Raw genomic sequence first — 16,440 nt, 5'->3', positions numbered from 1 at the left:
CATGGAACAGTCGGCGGCCCCCACAGATCTTGAGGGGTTTTTGCGGGATATCTTTGACGCGGCGATTGCCGCCGTTGATCCGCGCGCAATCCTTGCCCCTTATTTGCCTCAACGCCCAAAGGGACGCGTGGTGGTTATGGGGGCGGGTAAGGCCACAGCGCGTATGGCGCAGGCGGTTGAGGCCGCATGGGGGCCATGCGAGGGGCTTATTGCCGTGCCCCATGGCGCAAGCCTGCCTTTGCAGGGTATTGAGGTGGTGGAAACCGCCCACCCCGTGCCTGACGCGGCCAGTGAAGCCACGGCCGTGCGTCTGCTTGAACTGGCGCAAGGCCTAGGCGCCGATGATCTTGCGCTGTTTCTCATCTCTGGTGGGGGATCGGCGCTGTTGGCCGCCCCCGCCCAAGGGGTTAGTCTCGCTGATAAGCAGGCGGTGCATCGCGCGCTTTTGCGCTCGGGCGCGTCCATTTCGCAAATGAATATTTTGCGAAAGCAACTCTCTGCGATCAAAGGCGGCCATCTGGCTGTGGCGGCCCATCCCGCGCAGGTGGTGACCCTCTTGATCTCGGATGTGCCAGGCGATGACCCCGCGATTATTGCATCAGGGCCGACTGTCCCTGACCCATCAACCATAGATGAGGCGCGCGCCATCGTGGGGCGCTACGCCCTTGATCTGCCGCCAAGCGTATCGGCGCGCCTTGCGTCAGGACAGGGCACGCCGTCCGCGGATCACCCTGTATTCGGGGCCGCACAGACCAATATGATCGCAACGCCCATGGCAGCGTTACGCGCCGCGCAGGCCCGTGCGAAGGCGCTTTGGCCTGATCTGAGCGTGGTGATCTTGGGTGACGCTTTGGAGGGGGAAGCGCGCGATTTGGGGCAAGCCATGGCAGGGATCACGCAATCCATCTTGCGTCACGGCGCACCATTTTCGGCGCCTGTGTTGCTCTTGTCGGGTGGGGAAACCACTGTCACCATTGGGCAGACCAAGCCCGGGCGAGGTGGCCGCAATTCCGAGTTTCTTTTGTCTTTTGCCACCCATGCGCCTAAAGGGGTTTATGCTTTGGCATGTGATACGGATGGGATAGATGGGGCAGGCACCAATGCAGGCGCGATCTGGTCGCCGCGCGTGGCCCGCCTAGGCGCAGATCTCGACAAACGCGCCTTTCTTGCTGCCCATGATGCATTGCAGTTTTTTGAGATGGCAGATGGTGTTGTCACCACTGGCCCAACCCATACCAACGTGAATGATTTTCGGGCCATCCTGATCCCTGCGGATGCCGCGCTATGATTGCCCTTGATGGTCTGAATTTTACGGCCCTTTCCGAATTTGACGCGATTTTGGATGTGCGCAGCCCATCTGAATTTGCAGAAGATCATATGCCCAATGCCATCAGTTGCCCCGTGCTGTCTGATGAGGAGCGCGCGCGGGTTGGCACAGTTTACAAACAAGACAGCCCCTTTGCCGCGCGCAAGATCGGGGCGGCCTTGGTTGCGCGGAACGCGGCGCATCACATTGAAACCCAACTGTCCCATCATGACGGCGCATGGCGGCCCTTGGTTTACTGTTGGCGCGGCGGGCAGAGATCCAATTCTTTCGCAACCATATTGCGCCAAATCGGATGGCGGGCAGAAGTGGTTGAGGGGGGCTATCGCGCCTATCGCAGATTGGTCGTGGCACGGCTTTACGAACAGCCTTTGGGGCTGCGGATCATTCGCCTTGATGGCAATACGGGCAGCGCCAAGACGGAAATTTTGAACCGCCTTGAGGCGCGCGGGGTGCAGGTTCTGGATCTTGAAGGCATGGCGCGCCATCGCGGTTCGAGCTTGGGTCAAATGGCAGGGGCGCAGCCGAGCCAAAAAGCCTATGAATCTGCGATTGCCGCAAAACTGAGTCGCTTTGACCCGTCACGACCTGTTTTGGTTGAGGCAGAATCCGCGCGTATTGGCACGTTGCGCATACCGCCCATGCTGTGGGTCGCGATGCGCGACAGCCCGCGTATCATGCTCGATATCAGCCCTGCTGCCCGCGCCACCTATCTGGCCAAAGCCTATGCAGATTTAACCGCAGATCAGGCGGAATTTGCCGCGCGACTTGAGCATTTGCGCGGGCTGCAAAGCAACGAACGCCTTGATCAGTGGCAAGATATGATCCGCCAAGGGGCGTGGCCCGATTTGGCGCTTGAGTTGATCAAGCATCATTATGACCCTGCCTATGCGCGCTTGCGCAGCACAGAGGCAGAGGCGTCGCAGATGATGCGCATCACAAAAGACAGCTTAGGCCCTGCAGAGATAGCCCAAATCGTGGATGAGATCGAAGCCGCGCTTTAACGGCGGCGGTCGCGTCTGGTGCTCATGGGTTGGAAGGCAACGCCAACATGGGCCTCGCAATAGGGTTTCCCCTGTTGCACAGGCAGGCCGCAGAAATAAAAATTCTCTGTGGCGGGGTCGCCAATGGGCCATTTGCAGGTGCGCTCGGTCAATTCCATCAGGCTGATCCGCTTGGCGTGGTTTTCCACTTCTTTCACCTTCGCCAAAGCCTCGGGGCTGATTTCATTTGCCGAAGGCTGCGGCGGCAATGGTTGACCTGCGGGGACAATCGGCTTGCGCAAAGGCGTGACATTATTCGCGCGTGGCACAGGGGCTGCGGCAGGGGCTTCTGTCGCGGGCTTGGCTTCTGCTGCGGGGCGCGGCTTGGGGCTTGGTTTCGTCTCTGCGGCTGTGTCGCGCTTTGCATTGGCGCGCGCTGTTGCGGCATTTGGCTCGGCGGGGGCCTTTGTCTCTTTGGGGGCTTTGGCCGTGCTTGCAGGGGTGGTGGTCGAGCGGTTCGACAAACCCAAGCGATGCACTTTGCCGATGACGGCATTGCGCGTCACCCCGCCCAACTCTTTAGCGATTTGGCTTGCGGATTGCCCTTCGGCCCACATTTTCTTGAGTAGCTCTACGCGCTCATCGGTCCAGGACATCACGTCCCTCCTGCATCAGATATGGCTTTGTGGCCCTTGCGGCCCATCCTTACACAGCGCAATCGCGCCAGTCATAAAGATAGGGATATGGGCGTTTTACACCCGAAAGTGAAGCCCTATTCTAACTGTCCCACTCGCCAAGACAAGAGGCGAAGCGGTGGCGAAAGGTCAAGGTGGGGGCTGACCTTGTCAAAGCATGGGGGGTTGAGATGCGACAGGGGCTGCTCTACCTGTTGGGCATTGATAAAGGGCGGAGAGCAGGCAATGTCAGCAGAGATGGGCGCGCGCCGATTTGGTCGGATGAATTGGTTGGGTCTTTATACCTTGATCTGGCGCGAGGTGATGCGCTTTGCCACGGTCTGGAGCCAAACAATTCTCGCGCCATTGGTCACGGCCGCCTTATTCATTGCGATTTTCTCACTCGCCATTGGTGCAAAGCGCGGGGATGTGATGGGGGTGCCGTTTGTGCATTTCATTGCGCCGGGGATATTGATGATGACAGTCATCCAGAACGCCTTTGCCAACACGTCCTCCTCCCTCGTCATTTCAAAGGTGCAGGGCAATATCGTTGATACATTGATGCCACCTCTTAGCCCGCTAGAATTGGTTGTGGGCTATATGGCGGGCGGCATCGCGCGTGGGATTTTGGTGGCGCTTTGCACGATGGCGGTGATTTTCCCCTTCATCGGGCTTGGGGTTGCGCATCCCCTTTGGGCGCTTGTCTTTGTGATCCTTGGCGCGGGGTTTTTGGGGCTTGTGGGCGTTGTCGCGGGGATCATCGCGCAGAAATTCGACCAGATTGCCGCGATCACAAATTTCATTGTGACCCCGCTGAGCTTTCTTTCAGGCACATTCTATTCGATCGAAGGCCTGCCTAATTGGCTTTATGTGGTGAGCCACGTTAACCCAGTTTTCTACCTGATTGATGGTTTGCGCTATTCAGTCTTGGGGGTGTCGGACAGCAGCCCCGTTTTGGGACTCGCTGTCGCAGGTGGCGCCACGGTTGCCATTGCCTTTGTGGCTTGGGCGATGTTTCGTTCAGGCTATCGCCTCAAAAGTTAAAGACCAAGACACCACCGCATCACGGCTTTTTGAGCGTGCAGGCGGTTTTCGGCCTCGTCAAAGATCACGGATTGTGGGCCATCCATCACCTCATTGGTGACTTCTTCGCCGCGATGCGCGGGCAGGCAATGCATGAATAACGCATCTTCCTTGGCCTGTGCCATCAGCGCGGCATTGATCTGATAGGGGCGCAATTGGTTGTGGCGGCGTTCCTTGGTGGTTTGGCTGTCATGCATCGACACCCATGTATCTGTCACCACCAAATCCGCCCCTTCCACAGCACGAGCAGGATCGCGCACAATTTCGATTTTCGAGCCTTTGGCGCGGGCTTCTTCGATGAAGACGCGCTCAGGATCAAGGGTTTCGGGGCCCGTGAAGGTCAGGTCAAACCCAAACTGCCCCGCGGCATGGATCATTGAGGCGCAGACATTGTTCCCGTCTCCCGACCAGACCACTTTTTTGCCTGCAATCGGCCCGCGATGTTCCTCATAGGTCAGGATGTCGGCCATGATCTGGCAGGGGTGGGTGCGATTGGTCAGCCCGTTGATGACAGGCACGGTGGCATTCTCTGCCAATTCCAACAGCACATCTTCCTCGAAGGTGCGGATCATGATCAGATCAACATAGCGAGACAACACCCGCGCCGTATCTGCAATGGTTTCGCCATGGCCAAGCTGCATTTCGCTGCCAGAAAGCACCATGGATTGACCGCCCATCTGGCGCACGCCCACATCGAACGAGACGCGGGTGCGGGTCGAGGGCTTTTCAAAGATCAGCGCCACCATATGCCCCGCAAGCGGCTGCGTGTCATCGGCTGCCCCTTTAGGCCTGCCTGCCCGTGCTTGTTTCATCGCGGCCGCCTGATCAATCATGGCCCGTAAATCGCTTGGCGTTGTTTTATGGATATCGAGAAAATGGTTCATTGTTTTTTTTCCATTCGCGGCAGCGATCACGCGCCTGCGTCAAGGGTTTCAAGCGCATGTGACAGGCGAGACACAGCCTCTTGCGCTTCGTTTTCGGTCAAGGTGAGGGGGGGCAGCAGGCGCACCACATTATCTGCGGCAGGCACGCTGAGCATCAATTGCGTTTGCGCGGCGCGCACAAGGTCAAGGTTGCTGATTTTGCACTTCAGACCGAGCATCAGACCTTTGCCGCGCACCTCCTCGAGATGGTTGGGGAATTGTGCGATCAAACCCTCCAAGCCCTGACGCAACACACCGCTGACCCGCGAGACATGATCAAAAAACCCATCCTCTAGCATGGCCTCCATAACGGCGGTGCCAACCGCACAGGCCAAAGGATTGCCGCCATAGGTTGACCCATGGCTGCCTGCAACCATGCCGCTGCCCGCGTCTTCGGTGGCCAGAACTGCACCCAGTGGAAAGCCGCCGCCAATGCCCTTGGCGACCATCATGATATCAGGGGTCACGCCTGCCCATTCATGGGCGAACAGCCGCCCCGTGCGGCCCATGCCACATTGCACCTCATCAAAGATCAGCAGCGTGCCTGTCTTGTCGCACAGATCACGCAGACCTTTTAGGCATTGCTCAGGCACCCGACGAATTCCGCCTTCGCCTTGGATTGGCTCAATGATGACGGCGCAGGTTTGATCTGTGATAGCCCCTTCAAGCGCGGCGTGGTCGCCCCATTTCAAATGCGTGAAATTTGGCATTAACGGGCCAAAGCCCTTGATCATCTTCTCAGACCCTGCCGCCGCAATTGCACCCGTTGAACGGCCGTGAAACGCGCCCTCAAAGGCGACAATCTCGACACGATGCGCCGCGCCTTTTTCAGCATGATATTTGCGCGCCATCTTGATCGCCAACTCGGCGCTCTCGGTGCCTGAATTGGTGAAAAAGACCCGATCTGCGAATGTATGTTCGGTCAATAGATCACCAAGGCGCTCCTGTTCAGGGATCGTGTAGAGATTGGAGACGTGCCACAGTTTTTGTGCTTGATCGTTGAGCGCCTGCACCAGTTTGGGATGGGCATGACCGAGCGCGTTGACCGCAATGCCCGCCGTCATGTCCAAAAATCGGCGACCATCTGCCTCGACCAGCCAAGCGCCTTCACCCTTCACGAAGGAAAGCGGGGTGCGGTTATAGGTTGGAAGAATCGAGGAAGTCATCGCTCGGAAATCCTTGTGGTTGACCGCGTCATCAGCGGTTTTGTGAAAGTCGAGATTGAACAGAGGAAAAAGCTGCTGCGCAAGGGCAGCGGGACAAAAAATGCACCAAATCCCACACCAGAAGCGGCGGGGAGGGCCAAGGCCTTAGCGTCGGCGGCGCTTTTGCGCGATAGGATGCGGTTTTGTTATCATAGGCTGCGGCATAAAGTGTTTTCTGCCAACAGGCCAGAGAAAAAACGGCGCCCATCTCAGGGCGCCGTTTTTATGCTTTATGCAACTTGTGCCAAGGCTTGTTTCGGTGTCACGCCAAGGGCAGCGCAAATATCGCGCGTCAATTCAGGCGTGTTGAGAGTGTAAAAATGCAAATCGTCAACGCCGCCTTCGATCAAATCGCTGCAAAGTTCGGTGCACAGGGCGGTCGACAGCAGCGTTTCGCGGTCATCGCGGATGGCCTTTTCATAGGCCTCATCCACCCAAGCGGGAATATGCGCACCGCAGGCCGATGCAAATCGGCGCACGCGTGTCCAATTGTTGACGGGCAGAATTCCAGGAATAATGGGTGCATTGATCCCCGCATCCGCACAAGCATCGCGGAAGCGGAAAAACGTATCAGCTTCAAAGAAAAACTGTGTGATTGCGGAATTCGCACCTGCATCAACCTTGCGCTTCAGGAACTCGACACAGGCATCTAGGTTTTCTGCCTCTGGATGCGGGTCAGGATAGGCGCCCACACGTAGGTGAAATTTGCCCGTTTTGGCCAAGGCCTCAACCAATTCGACCGAACTTGCAAATCCCTCAGGATGGGGGGTGAATTTGCCTGCACCTTTCGGTGGGTCGCCGCGCAATGCCACGATCTCGGTCACGCCCGCCTCAGCATAGCTGTCCGCAATGGCCAAAGTTTCTTCGCGGGTCGCGTTCACGCAAGTCAGATGCGCTGCAACCGCAACGCCATAATTAGCGTGAATTGTTTTCACGGCATCATGGGTCAAGTCCCGCGTTGTGCCGCCTGCGCCATAGGTCACGGAGACAAACTCGGGCGAGAGCGGGGCCAACTTGCCCAATGTGTCCCACAGGCGGAAGGAGGCCTCAATCGACTGAGGTGGAAAGAACTCGAATGAAATGCGCGGTGTGGACATGGTGATTCTGAAATCCTTGAATTGCTTGAGATCTTGTCGCATAGAGATGTTCAGTGAAGCAAATTCATAAAATTCATCATCAACATGAGGTTGATATGCATATCGAGTTTCGTCACCTGCGCACGATCAAAGCGATCCATGAATGCGGTGGCCTCGCCAAAGCGGCGGATCAGTTGCACATCACGCAAAGTGCTTTGAGCCACCAGATCAAGGGGCTGGAGGATCAAGCGGGGTTGGAACTATTTGTGCGCCGCTCCAAACCCATGCGGCTTTCTGCGGCGGGGATGAAGCTGCTGCGTTTGGCTGAAGAGGTTTTGCCACGCATCGAGGCCTTAGAAGATGAGTTTTCAGGCCTTCGGTCTGGCAAAGCGGGGCGGTTGCATATCGCCATTGAATGCCACGCCTGTTTTGACTGGCTTTTGCCCGTGCTTGAGGCCTTCCGCACCGCATGGCCAGAGGTTGATGTCGATATTCGCCCCGGTTTGCAATTCGAGGCCCTGCCTGCCCTTCTGCGCGAGGAGGTGGATTTGGTTGTCTCCTCTGATCCAGAAGATTTGGATGGGGTCGATTTTACCCCGCTCTTTGATTACGAGCCCGTTTTCATCTGCTCTAAGGATCATCCGCTTGCACAAAAGGATTTCATCAGCGCCGAGGATTTCGCGCAGGAAACCTTGATCACATACCCCGTAGATCGCGCGCGGCTGGATGTATTTACCGAAGTTTTGATGCCCGCAGGGATCGAGCCAAAAGCAATTCGGCGGGTCGAGCTATCTGCCGTGATCGTGCTTTTGGTGGCCTCTATGCGCGGGGTGGCAGTTTTGCCCGATTGGGTTGTGCGGGGGCAGGCGTTGCAAAACGCCTCTATTGTCTCGAAACGCCTGACGCAAAACGGGGTGACCAAACGTCTCTATGGGGCTACGCGTGCCGAAGATACGGCCAAGCCCTTCATGGCCAATGTGCTGCGCCTTGCGCGCACTGAGCCACCAAAATTACAGCGCCGTGGTTAAGGCGCGCGCAGATTTTGAAGAAATCGCGCCCCTGCACCCTTGGCACTTGGCCCCGCGCGGGCTATAGGGCGCGCCTGTTGCTTGGGCGAAACGCCCCCCGAAAGGAATACCGCGATGCAAGGTTCTGCAAATCTCAACGTCATGATCAAAGCTGCCCGTAAAGCGGGGCGCAGCTTGTTGAAAGATTTCCGTGAGGTTGAGAACCTTCAAGTTTCTTCAAAGGGGCCGGGCGATTTCGTAAGCCGTGCGGATCGGGCCGCGGAGGAAATTCTGCGCGAAGAATTGATGGGCGCACGCCCCAATTATGGTTTCTTGGGCGAAGAAGGTGGCGAGATTGCAGGCACTGACCCAACCCGCCGTTGGATTGTTGACCCGCTTGATGGCACGACAAACTATTTGCATGGTCTGCCCCATTGGGCCGTGTCCATCGCGCTTGAGCATAAGGGCGAGGTCGTCTCTGCGGTGGTATATGATCCAAGCCGCGATGAATTGTTTTTTGCCGAAAAAGGTGCGGGTGCCTGGCTTAATGACAGTCAACGCTTGCGCGTCTCGGCCCGCAATCGTTTGATTGAATCAATCTTTGCAATGGGCGTTCCTTTCGGCACGCAGAAATATCTGCCCGCTGTCTTGCGCGATATGGGGCAGCTTTTGCCTGTTTGCGCGGGGGTTCGCCGCTTGGGTGCAGGCTCGCTTGATCTCGCCTATGTGGCGGCGGGGCGGTATGAGGGTTTTTGGGATTACCACCTGAAGCCATGGGATTTTGCCGCAGGTCTGTTGATCGTGCGCGAAGCGGGCGGCTTTGTTGAGCCGATCCGCGAAGGGCAGGATATGATGGTGGATGGCCACCTAATTGCCGCTGCTGAGCCGATTTTTGAGGCTTTCGCGAAAATCATCCGCAGCCGCGAGGACAGTTAAACCGCGCGCGCTTTGGGATGGGCGGTTTCGTAAATCTCAACCAATCTTTTCGTGTCAATCGCAGTATAGGCTTGGGTTGTCGATAGGCTTGCATGGCCAAGCAATTCTTGAATGGCGCGCAAATCGCCCCCTGCATTTAGCAGATGGGTAGCAAAACTGTGTCGCAGCGCGTGCGGTGTCGCGCTTGGGGGCAGGCCAAGCTGCATCCGTGCTTTCTCGACAATCAGTGCAATGATGCGCGGGTTTAGCGCGCCGCCGCGAATGCCGCGAAAAAGCGGCGCATCGGCGGTCAATTCATAAGGGCACAGGTCAGCATAGCGCGCCAATGCGTTGCGTGCAGCGGGCAAAACGGGCAATTCGCGTTCCTTATTGCCCTTGCCGCGCACCCGTAAGACATCGCCTAAGGGGAGGGTCGCCCCTGTAAGGGCCAAAGCCTCACCACGGCGCAAACCGCACCCATACAGCAGCGTGACAATCGCCAAATCTCGGGCCTGCACCCACGGGCGGTGATCTTCGCTCGCCACTTGGTCAAGCAGGTGGCGTGCATCCCCTTCGCTCAGAGGGCGCGGCAGGCTGCGTTGATAGCGGGGCGCGCGCATAGAGAGCACCACGCTTGCATCAAAGCCATCGTGGTCTGACCACCAATTGTAAAAACTGCGCACCGATGACAAGGCGCGCGCCAAAGATCGGGCTGATACACCGCGCGCGCGCATCGCGGCCATATAGGCCCGCATGTCGCGCAAGCTGATAGATTTTAGGGCGTTTGGGCCGCGGTTGTCTGGGTCATGGCGGGCGTGAAATTCAAGAAAATCACGCAGATCCCGCCCATAGGCCTCGATCGTGGCCTCCGCACGCCCCTCCACCCCGCGCAAATGGGTGATCCATCGCTCGAAAAGATCACGGGTGGCGGGGGCAATCAGCATGGGTTTAGCCCAAATAGGTATGCATCACGCGCTCATAGACGCCTGCAAAAAACGCCAAGAGGTCAGTCCCTTGGCTGGGGCGGAATTGATGCGGGTCTTCTGCGGCAAAAGCCAACATCCCAGGCAGCCGATCTGGCCCCATATCCAGACGCACAAGACCTTCGGATTTGATCCATTCTGCGGCCGTGCCAAAAACCTGTTCGGCATGGGGGCTTGCGCCGCGCAATGTAACCTGACGCGAGGGCACATCGCGCCCGCCTGTGAGATAGGCATCAACAAAACCTGCCGGCACGATGGAGAGAACCTCATCAAGACCGCTCAGGTCATCGGGGTCACGTTCTTCGGCCTCATGACTTTCGAGAACCAGTTTCGCGCGATCAACACGCAGGATTTCAGGTAGGTCTGCGGCTGTAATTTTTAAAAAATCTTCGAAATTCTCGGCCTCTAACACACGCAAAACGGCGCGGTGAATTTGATTAGTGCCCGTCAGATTTTCATAGGCTGCCGCGATCACAGAGCGATGCGTGTCCTCTAGGCGTTCAAGGCGGCTTTCCAATCGCTCCATTGCAATGCCGCGCATATCGACCACATTACCGCCCATCAGCCGATCATTGGCCGAGATCAGAACGCGCATTAGGTCGCGATCCTCTAGGATGAGTTCGGGGTCTTTGAGAACGCGCTCACGCCAATCGCCGAGCATTTCTGCTTTCTGTGTCACTGTCCTTGCCTCATTCTGCGCGCCCCGCCTTTTGGGGGGCATCTCATTTGTGCCACGGTCTGGTGCCGTGCTGTTTACTTGCTACGCCGTCACCTTACACCAAAGCTTTTCCGATTTCTGCCCTGTTTTTTCGCTTCTGCAAATTATGGGGCGGTGGGGGCTTGGTTTTGGTGCTTTTCATCGCGGCGCTTGCGTGGTTCTTTGCATATATCCCGCTTGACCTTGAATGCAAAAGAGAATGAACGCCAACGCGATGGAAGCTGATTATTTCACTGAAGGGGCGCTTGTTGGTGTGCTGACCGCTGAACCGCTGGATCGCGTGCTGGATTATCGCGCGCCAGAGGGTGGCTGTGGGATCGGTGCCTTTGTCGAAGTGCCGCTTGGGCCGCGCCGCGTGATTGGCGTGGTTTGGGGCCGGGGGCAGGGGGGCTATGACCCTGCAAAAATTCGTAAAATCGCGAATGTGGTGGATGTGGCGCCAATGCGCCCTGAAATGCGCCAATTTCTAGAGCGCGCGGCGCAATACACCTTTACGCCCTTGTCGGCGATGCTGCGTTTGGCCACGCGCGCGCCTGCATTGGGGGCTTCGCCTCAAGCGCGCAGACTATACACGCGGGGGGCAAGCACGCCTGCGCGGATGACGGATGCGCGGGCCCGTGTCATGGATGTGATTGACGAATATGGGGGGGCCGCGCTGTCGCAATCCGAATTGGCGCAGGCGGCAGGGGTCAGCAGCGCGGTCATCAAAGGATTGGTCGAACAAGGCGCATTGGCGCAAGTCGAGGCCCCCCGCGATGCGCCTTTCCCCGCTTTGGATCATCACCTTGAGGGCAAGAACCTCAGCCCCGATCAGGCCGATATCTCACGCCGCTTGCGCCACAAAATTGCGGCAGGCGGCTTTGGAGCTAGTTTACTCAAGGGGGTCACGGGGTCAGGCAAAACCGAAGTCTATCTTGAGGCGGTTGCCGAGGCTTTGGCAAAAGGCCAACAGGCGCTTGTCCTTTTGCCTGAGATTGCCCTTTCTGCGGAATTCCTGACGCGGGTTGAAGCGCGGTTTGGTGCGCGCCCTGCCGAATGGCATTCAGGGATCACCATGGCAGAACGGCGGCGCGTCTGGAAAATGGTGGGCGAAGGGGAGGCGCAATTGGTGGTGGGCGCGCGCTCTAGCCTGTTCCTGCCGTTCCGAGATTTGGGTTTGATCGTGGTCGATGAAGAACATGATGCCTCTTACAAGCAGGAAGACGGCGTGTTCTACAATGCCCGCGACATGGCTGTTCTGCGCGGCTCCGTTGCAGGCGCGCAGGTGATCTTGGCATCGGCGACCCCTTCGCTTGAGACATGGGCGAATGCGGAGGCGGGCAAATATGAACGCTTTGATCTGCCCGCGCGGTTTGGCGCGTCTGAATTGCCACAGATGAGCGCGATTGATATGCGCCTTGAGGATGTGCCCTCGGGGCAATGGATTTCACCGAGCTTGGCGCATGAGGTGGCGGCGCGTATTTCAGCAGGTGAGCAAAGCTTGCTATTCCTCAATCGCCGTGGGTTTGCGCCGATTACCCTATGCCGTGCTTGCGGTGTGCAAATCGCCTGTGATCATTGTGATGCTCGCATGGTTGAACACCGCTTTCAAAAGCGGTTGATGTGCCATCAATGCGGCGAGACGAAAGATATTCCCGAAACCTGCCCCGCCTGTGGCGTTGATGGTAAGTTGACGGCCTTAGGGCCTGGGGTCGAACGCATTGCCGAAGAGGCGCAAGCCCTATTTCCACAGGCGCGCGTGGCGATTTTATCATCTGATTTGTTTGGCTCCGCCCGCGCGCTGAAAGCGCAGATTGCTGAGATTGCAGAAGGCGGATGCGATATTATTATCGGCACGCAATTGGTGGCCAAGGGGCATAATTTCCCGAACCTCACCTTGGTGGGGGTGGTGGATGCTGATCTTGGGTTGCACGGCTCTGACCTGCGCGCGGCTGAGCGCAGTTTTCAGCTGATGCGCCAAGTTGCAGGCCGCGCAGGGCGCGCTGAAAAAGCAGGGGTCGCCATGATGCAGACCTATCAGCCCGAGCACCCCGTGATCACCGCCATTCTGGCAAATGATGATGAGGGGTTCTGGCGTGCCGAGGCCGCGATGCGCGAAGCGGCCGCGATGCCACCCTATGGCAGGCTTGCGGGGATCGTGATCTCAAGCCCCGATTTGGCCGAATGTTTTGATCTGGGCAATCATCTGGCCCGCCATGATGGCCCGCTGCGTCAGATTGAGGCGCAGGTTTTTGGCCCTGCCCCTGCGCCTGTCGCACGGGTGCGGGGGCGGCATCGTGTGCGCCTTTTGGTCAAGGCCCCAAAAGGCGCGCCCATTCAAGCTGCGCTTGCGCATTGGCTGAACGGATTGAAATATTCCAACAAGCTGCGTCTCTCGGTCGATATTGATCCGCAAAGTTTCTATTGATCTGGCAATTTTTGCGCGGGAACTTCCCTTGGCGCGCAAGCCCCGTTAGAAGGCGGGGGTGATTTGACAAGAAGGATCGCATCCATGAGCGCGCGCGGCACATATCCTGACCCCAAGGCAGGGATCATGCAGATTGCCCTTTATCAGGGCGGATTAAGTGCGCTTCAGGGGCATCAAAACCCGATTAAACTTTCGTCAAACGAAAATCCGTTCGGGCCAAGCCCCAAGGCTCGCGCGGCGATTGAGGCGGCAACGGCGGATATGCACCGCTACCCTGACACGGGTCACACGGCCTTGCGCGCAGCCATAGGCGCGTTGCACGGGCTTGACCCTGATCGCATTATCTGTGGCGTTGGTTCGGATGAGGTGATCCAGTTTCTGTGCCACGCTTTTGCGGGGCAGGGGGATGAGGTTCTGTTCACCGAGCATGGATTTGCCATGTATCGCATCTGTGCGCTGATGGTTGGCGCCACACCCGTTGAGGTTCCCGAGGCGGATTTTCGTGTCGATATTGATGCCGTGATCGCGGGGATAACGCCGCGCACCCGATTGGTGTTTATTGCTAACCCTGCAAACCCAACAGGCACTTTTCTCAGCCATGAGGAATTGACGCGTTTGGCCGATGCTATCCCGCCAAATTGTTTGTTGGTGATTGATGCGGCCTATGCAGAGTTTGTTGATGGGTATGATGGCGGTGCAAGCCTTGCAACAGAGCGCGACAATGTTGTGATGACCCGCACGTTTTCCAAGCTTTATGGGCTTGGGGGCCTCCGGGTGGGGTGGGGCTATGGCGCGAAAGGGTTAATTGAAATTTTAACGCGTTTGCGTCAGCCCTTTAACCTCTCAACCCTTGCGCTTGCAGGGGCAGAGGCGGCGATTGCAGACCAAGATTTCGCCCAAAATTCGGTGCGCATCAACAATGCCGAGCGCGATACCCTGACGCGAGGCTTGCGTGAGTTGGGGATCAAAGTGTCGGACAGTGAAGCGAACTTCATCTTGGCCCGTTTCGAGGATGAGGCGACCGCTGACGCGGCTGATGCGTTTTTCAAATCGCGCGGCATTATCGTGCGGGCGCCAAAGTCTTATAAAATTCCGCATGGGCTGCGGATCACCATCGGGCGGCCCGAGGATAATGTTCATGTTCTGGCGGCAATGCGCGCCTTCAGGGGGGCGGAATGAGCCAGCTTTACACTCGTGTTGCCCTCATCGGTCTGGGGCTGATTGCAGGCTCAATGTCGCTTGCGATGCGCCGCGCGGGTCTTGCAGGCGAGGTGGTGGGCTATGCCCGCTCGCCCCAGACGCGGGATGTTGCGCGCGAAATCGGGCTTTGTGATCATATCGCGGATGATCTGGCCAGCGCGGTCGCGGGTGCGGATTTGGTGGTTCTTTGCGTTCCTGTTGGCGCGATGGAGGCCGTAGCGCGTGAAATGGCCCCGCATTTGGCCACAGGTGCCACAATCTCTGATGTGGGATCGGTGAAGCGCGCGGTGATCGATGCGGTCGCCCCGCATTTGCCGAACGGGGTGGATTTCATCCCTGCGCACCCGCTTGCAGGCACCGAACATTCTGGCCCTCGCTCGGGCTTTGCCGAGTTGTTTGATAATCGCTACGTGCTCCTCACCCCAGAGGCAGACAGCAACCCTGATGCGGTGGCGCGATTGCGCGCCCTATGGGAAGGGTGCGGTGCTAAGGTTGAGGAGATGGACGCAGATCATCACGATCTGGTTCTTGCCGTCACCAGCCATACACCGCATTTGATCGCCTACACGATGGTCGGTGTCGCCGATGATTTGCGCCGCGTGACGGATAGCGAAGTGATCAAATATTCTGCGGCGGGTTTCCGTGATTTCACCCGCATTGCAGCCTCTGATCCGACCATGTGGCGCGATGTTTTTTTGTCCAACAAAGATGCCACCCTAGAGATTTTGGGGCGCTTTACCGAAGAATTATTCGCATTGCAGCGCGCTATTCGGCGGGGCGATGGGGATCATCTGCACGCCTATTTCACCCGCACCCGCGCCATTCGGCGCGGCATTATTGAGGCGGGGCAGGATACAGATGCGCCTGATTTTGGGCGGATTGCGCGCAAGAAAGATTAACGCAGGATCAAGCGTGGTGCGGGGCCAATGGGGATCGGCCCTGCAAAGACCGCACCCCCGCTAAAGCGTAAGATGATATCAAGGTTTTCGGGCTGGCCCGAGAGCTGCGCAAAAAGCCCAAGCCCGCCATCTAGCATTTGATACAGGTCTTGCGAGATGACCCGAGCGCGCAAGGCCATATCTAACATCGCGCGCCAGTTTTCTGCCCTCAGCGCCAGATCACCCTCAGCTATGCCTTGTGCATCCACTGTGACCGCACCCGAAGCGCGCAAAACCATATCCCCCCAGATGGCAGAGGCTTCGTCAATTTGGATGGCCGTAAATTGCGGGCGGGCCTGTTCAAGCGCTTCCAAATCCCACGGGCGATCAAAGGTCAAAGTGGCATCAAGGCTGGATTGCTCGAAAATCGTAGGCATGACCCCCGCAGGATCAAGCCGCGCGCGCAGGCCTTGGGGGAGAGATAACCCCTCGATTGCGGCATTCAGATCATAGGTTTGATCCTCATTCTGCAATCGGGTGAATGTGATCGTGGCCGCGTCTAAACTGGCCTGCCAAGCAGCGTCATTCGCGCGCTGAAGGGTGAGATCGCGCAACTGGGTCGCCGCCCCTGACACTGCCAGATTGCGGGTTGGTTCAAGCTGCAAATTGGACTGAAACTGCGCCGAGGCGATATCGAAACGTGCTTCGGGCGTGGCAAAAACATGGGCGCTTGGCCATGTAACGGATATGTCCCCTGCAGACAGCAAGGCCTGATCAATCAAGATTGCTGGGCCTGACCAAAGCCACCCTGTTTCAGGGTCAGCCAGTTCCAAATTCGGGATTGTGGCATTCAGGCTGAGGGGAAAGCCCTTCACCTCAATCGGATCATGTGAGACAAGCCACCCATCGGCTTGGCGTGCTTCAAACCATGCTGCGAGGGTCGATTTGCTTGCTGCGGCAAGCCCAAACCAAACCCCACTGGCCAACAGGCAAAGGGCCGCGATGATGATAAGAACCTTTTTCATGCGCTATTCCTTAACGCTGCGCGTCAGGACTGCCAAGCG

At 57.7% G+C, this 16,440-nt stretch carries 15 protein-coding genes; 8 read left to right on the top strand and 7 right to left on the bottom strand.

What is annotated here, in order from left to right:
• Nucleotide 1 precedes the first annotated feature (1 nt).
• Nucleotides 2-1,288 carry a glycerate kinase gene (locus tag I3V23_06145; protein QPI86537.1) on the top strand — a complete coding sequence of 429 codons (1,287 nt, stop codon included), beginning with the start codon at nucleotides 2-4 and terminating at the stop codon, nucleotides 1,286-1,288.
• Nucleotides 1,285-2,328 carry a tRNA 2-selenouridine(34) synthase MnmH gene (mnmH, locus tag I3V23_06140; GenBank protein ID QPI86536.1) on the top strand — a complete coding sequence of 348 codons (1,044 nt, stop codon included), beginning with the start codon at nucleotides 1,285-1,287 and terminating at the stop codon, nucleotides 2,326-2,328. Before I3V23_06145 ends, mnmH begins: the two co-directional genes overlap by 4 nt.
• Here the strand turns inward: mnmH and I3V23_06135 are convergent.
• Nucleotides 2,325-2,963 (bottom strand): GcrA cell cycle regulator, encoded by a 639-nt coding sequence (locus I3V23_06135; GenBank protein ID QPI86535.1) that lies wholly within the window; start codon nucleotides 2,961-2,963, stop codon nucleotides 2,325-2,327. The two genes, mnmH and I3V23_06135, sit on opposite strands and share 4 nt — an antisense overlap.
• A 276-nt stretch (nucleotides 2,964-3,239) precedes the next feature.
• Here I3V23_06135 and I3V23_06130 point away from each other — a divergent pair, with 276 nt between their 5' ends.
• Nucleotides 3,240-4,025, top strand: a complete 786-nt coding sequence (locus I3V23_06130; protein QPI86714.1) for an ABC transporter permease — start codon at nucleotides 3,240-3,242, stop codon at nucleotides 4,023-4,025.
• Here the strand turns inward: I3V23_06130 and argF are convergent.
• The 3 genes from argF to metF form a co-directional block, all read right to left on the bottom strand.
• Complete coding sequence (argF, locus tag I3V23_06125) at nucleotides 4,022-4,948, bottom strand: ornithine carbamoyltransferase (protein ID QPI86534.1); 927 nt, start codon at nucleotides 4,946-4,948, stop codon at nucleotides 4,022-4,024. The genes I3V23_06130 and argF overlap by 4 nt on opposite strands.
• 26 nt (nucleotides 4,949-4,974) lie before the next feature.
• Complete coding sequence (locus I3V23_06120) at nucleotides 4,975-6,153, bottom strand: aspartate aminotransferase family protein (protein ID QPI86533.1); 1,179 nt, start codon at nucleotides 6,151-6,153, stop codon at nucleotides 4,975-4,977.
• A gap of 269 nt (nucleotides 6,154-6,422) precedes the next feature.
• Nucleotides 6,423-7,289 (bottom strand): methylenetetrahydrofolate reductase [NAD(P)H], encoded by an 867-nt coding sequence (gene metF, locus I3V23_06115; GenBank protein ID QPI86532.1) that lies wholly within the window; start codon nucleotides 7,287-7,289, stop codon nucleotides 6,423-6,425.
• Between the two features lie 95 nt (nucleotides 7,290-7,384).
• Here metF and I3V23_06110 point away from each other — a divergent pair, with 95 nt between their 5' ends.
• Nucleotides 7,385-8,296 (top strand): LysR family transcriptional regulator, encoded by a 912-nt coding sequence (locus I3V23_06110; protein QPI86531.1) that lies wholly within the window; start codon nucleotides 7,385-7,387, stop codon nucleotides 8,294-8,296.
• 114 nt (nucleotides 8,297-8,410) lie between these two features.
• A complete protein-coding gene (locus I3V23_06105) occupies nucleotides 8,411-9,211 on the top strand; it encodes an inositol monophosphatase (protein ID QPI86530.1) in 801 nt (266 codons plus the stop codon).
• Here I3V23_06105 and I3V23_06100 read toward each other — a convergent pair.
• On the bottom strand, nucleotides 9,208-10,134 hold the full coding sequence (locus I3V23_06100) for a tyrosine recombinase XerC (protein ID QPI86529.1): 927 nt from the start codon (nucleotides 10,132-10,134) through the stop codon (nucleotides 9,208-9,210). The genes I3V23_06105 and I3V23_06100 overlap by 4 nt on opposite strands.
• A 4-nt stretch (nucleotides 10,135-10,138) precedes the next feature.
• Complete coding sequence (locus I3V23_06095) at nucleotides 10,139-10,834, bottom strand: DUF484 family protein (GenBank protein QPI86713.1); 696 nt, start codon at nucleotides 10,832-10,834, stop codon at nucleotides 10,139-10,141.
• 271 nt (nucleotides 10,835-11,105) lie between these two features.
• Here I3V23_06095 and I3V23_06090 point away from each other — a divergent pair, with 271 nt between their 5' ends.
• The 3 genes from I3V23_06090 to I3V23_06080 all read left to right on the top strand — a co-directional run bounded on the left by I3V23_06090 (nucleotide 11,106) and on the right by I3V23_06080 (nucleotide 15,397).
• Complete coding sequence (locus tag I3V23_06090; protein ID QPI86712.1) at nucleotides 11,106-13,298, top strand: primosomal protein N'; 2,193 nt, start codon at nucleotides 11,106-11,108, stop codon at nucleotides 13,296-13,298.
• Nucleotides 13,299-13,382: 84 nt separating this feature from the next.
• Nucleotides 13,383-14,477, top strand: a complete 1,095-nt coding sequence (locus tag I3V23_06085; protein ID QPI86528.1) for a histidinol-phosphate transaminase — start codon at nucleotides 13,383-13,385, stop codon at nucleotides 14,475-14,477.
• Nucleotides 14,474-15,397 (top strand): prephenate/arogenate dehydrogenase family protein, encoded by a 924-nt coding sequence (locus I3V23_06080; protein QPI86527.1) that lies wholly within the window; start codon nucleotides 14,474-14,476, stop codon nucleotides 15,395-15,397. The genes I3V23_06085 and I3V23_06080 overlap by 4 nt, the downstream gene beginning before the upstream one ends.
• Here the strand turns inward: I3V23_06080 and I3V23_06075 are convergent.
• Complete coding sequence (locus I3V23_06075) at nucleotides 15,394-16,401, bottom strand: DUF2125 domain-containing protein (GenBank protein ID QPI86526.1); 1,008 nt, start codon at nucleotides 16,399-16,401, stop codon at nucleotides 15,394-15,396. The two genes, I3V23_06080 and I3V23_06075, sit on opposite strands and share 4 nt — an antisense overlap.
• Nucleotides 16,402-16,440 lie beyond the last annotated feature (39 nt).

This window comes from Rhodobacterales bacterium HKCCA1288, from assembly GCA_015693905.1.
In the GTDB taxonomy this organism is placed as follows: domain Bacteria; phylum Pseudomonadota; class Alphaproteobacteria; order Rhodobacterales; family Rhodobacteraceae; genus M30B80.
This window is presented reverse-complemented; position numbering and strand designations above follow the sequence as displayed.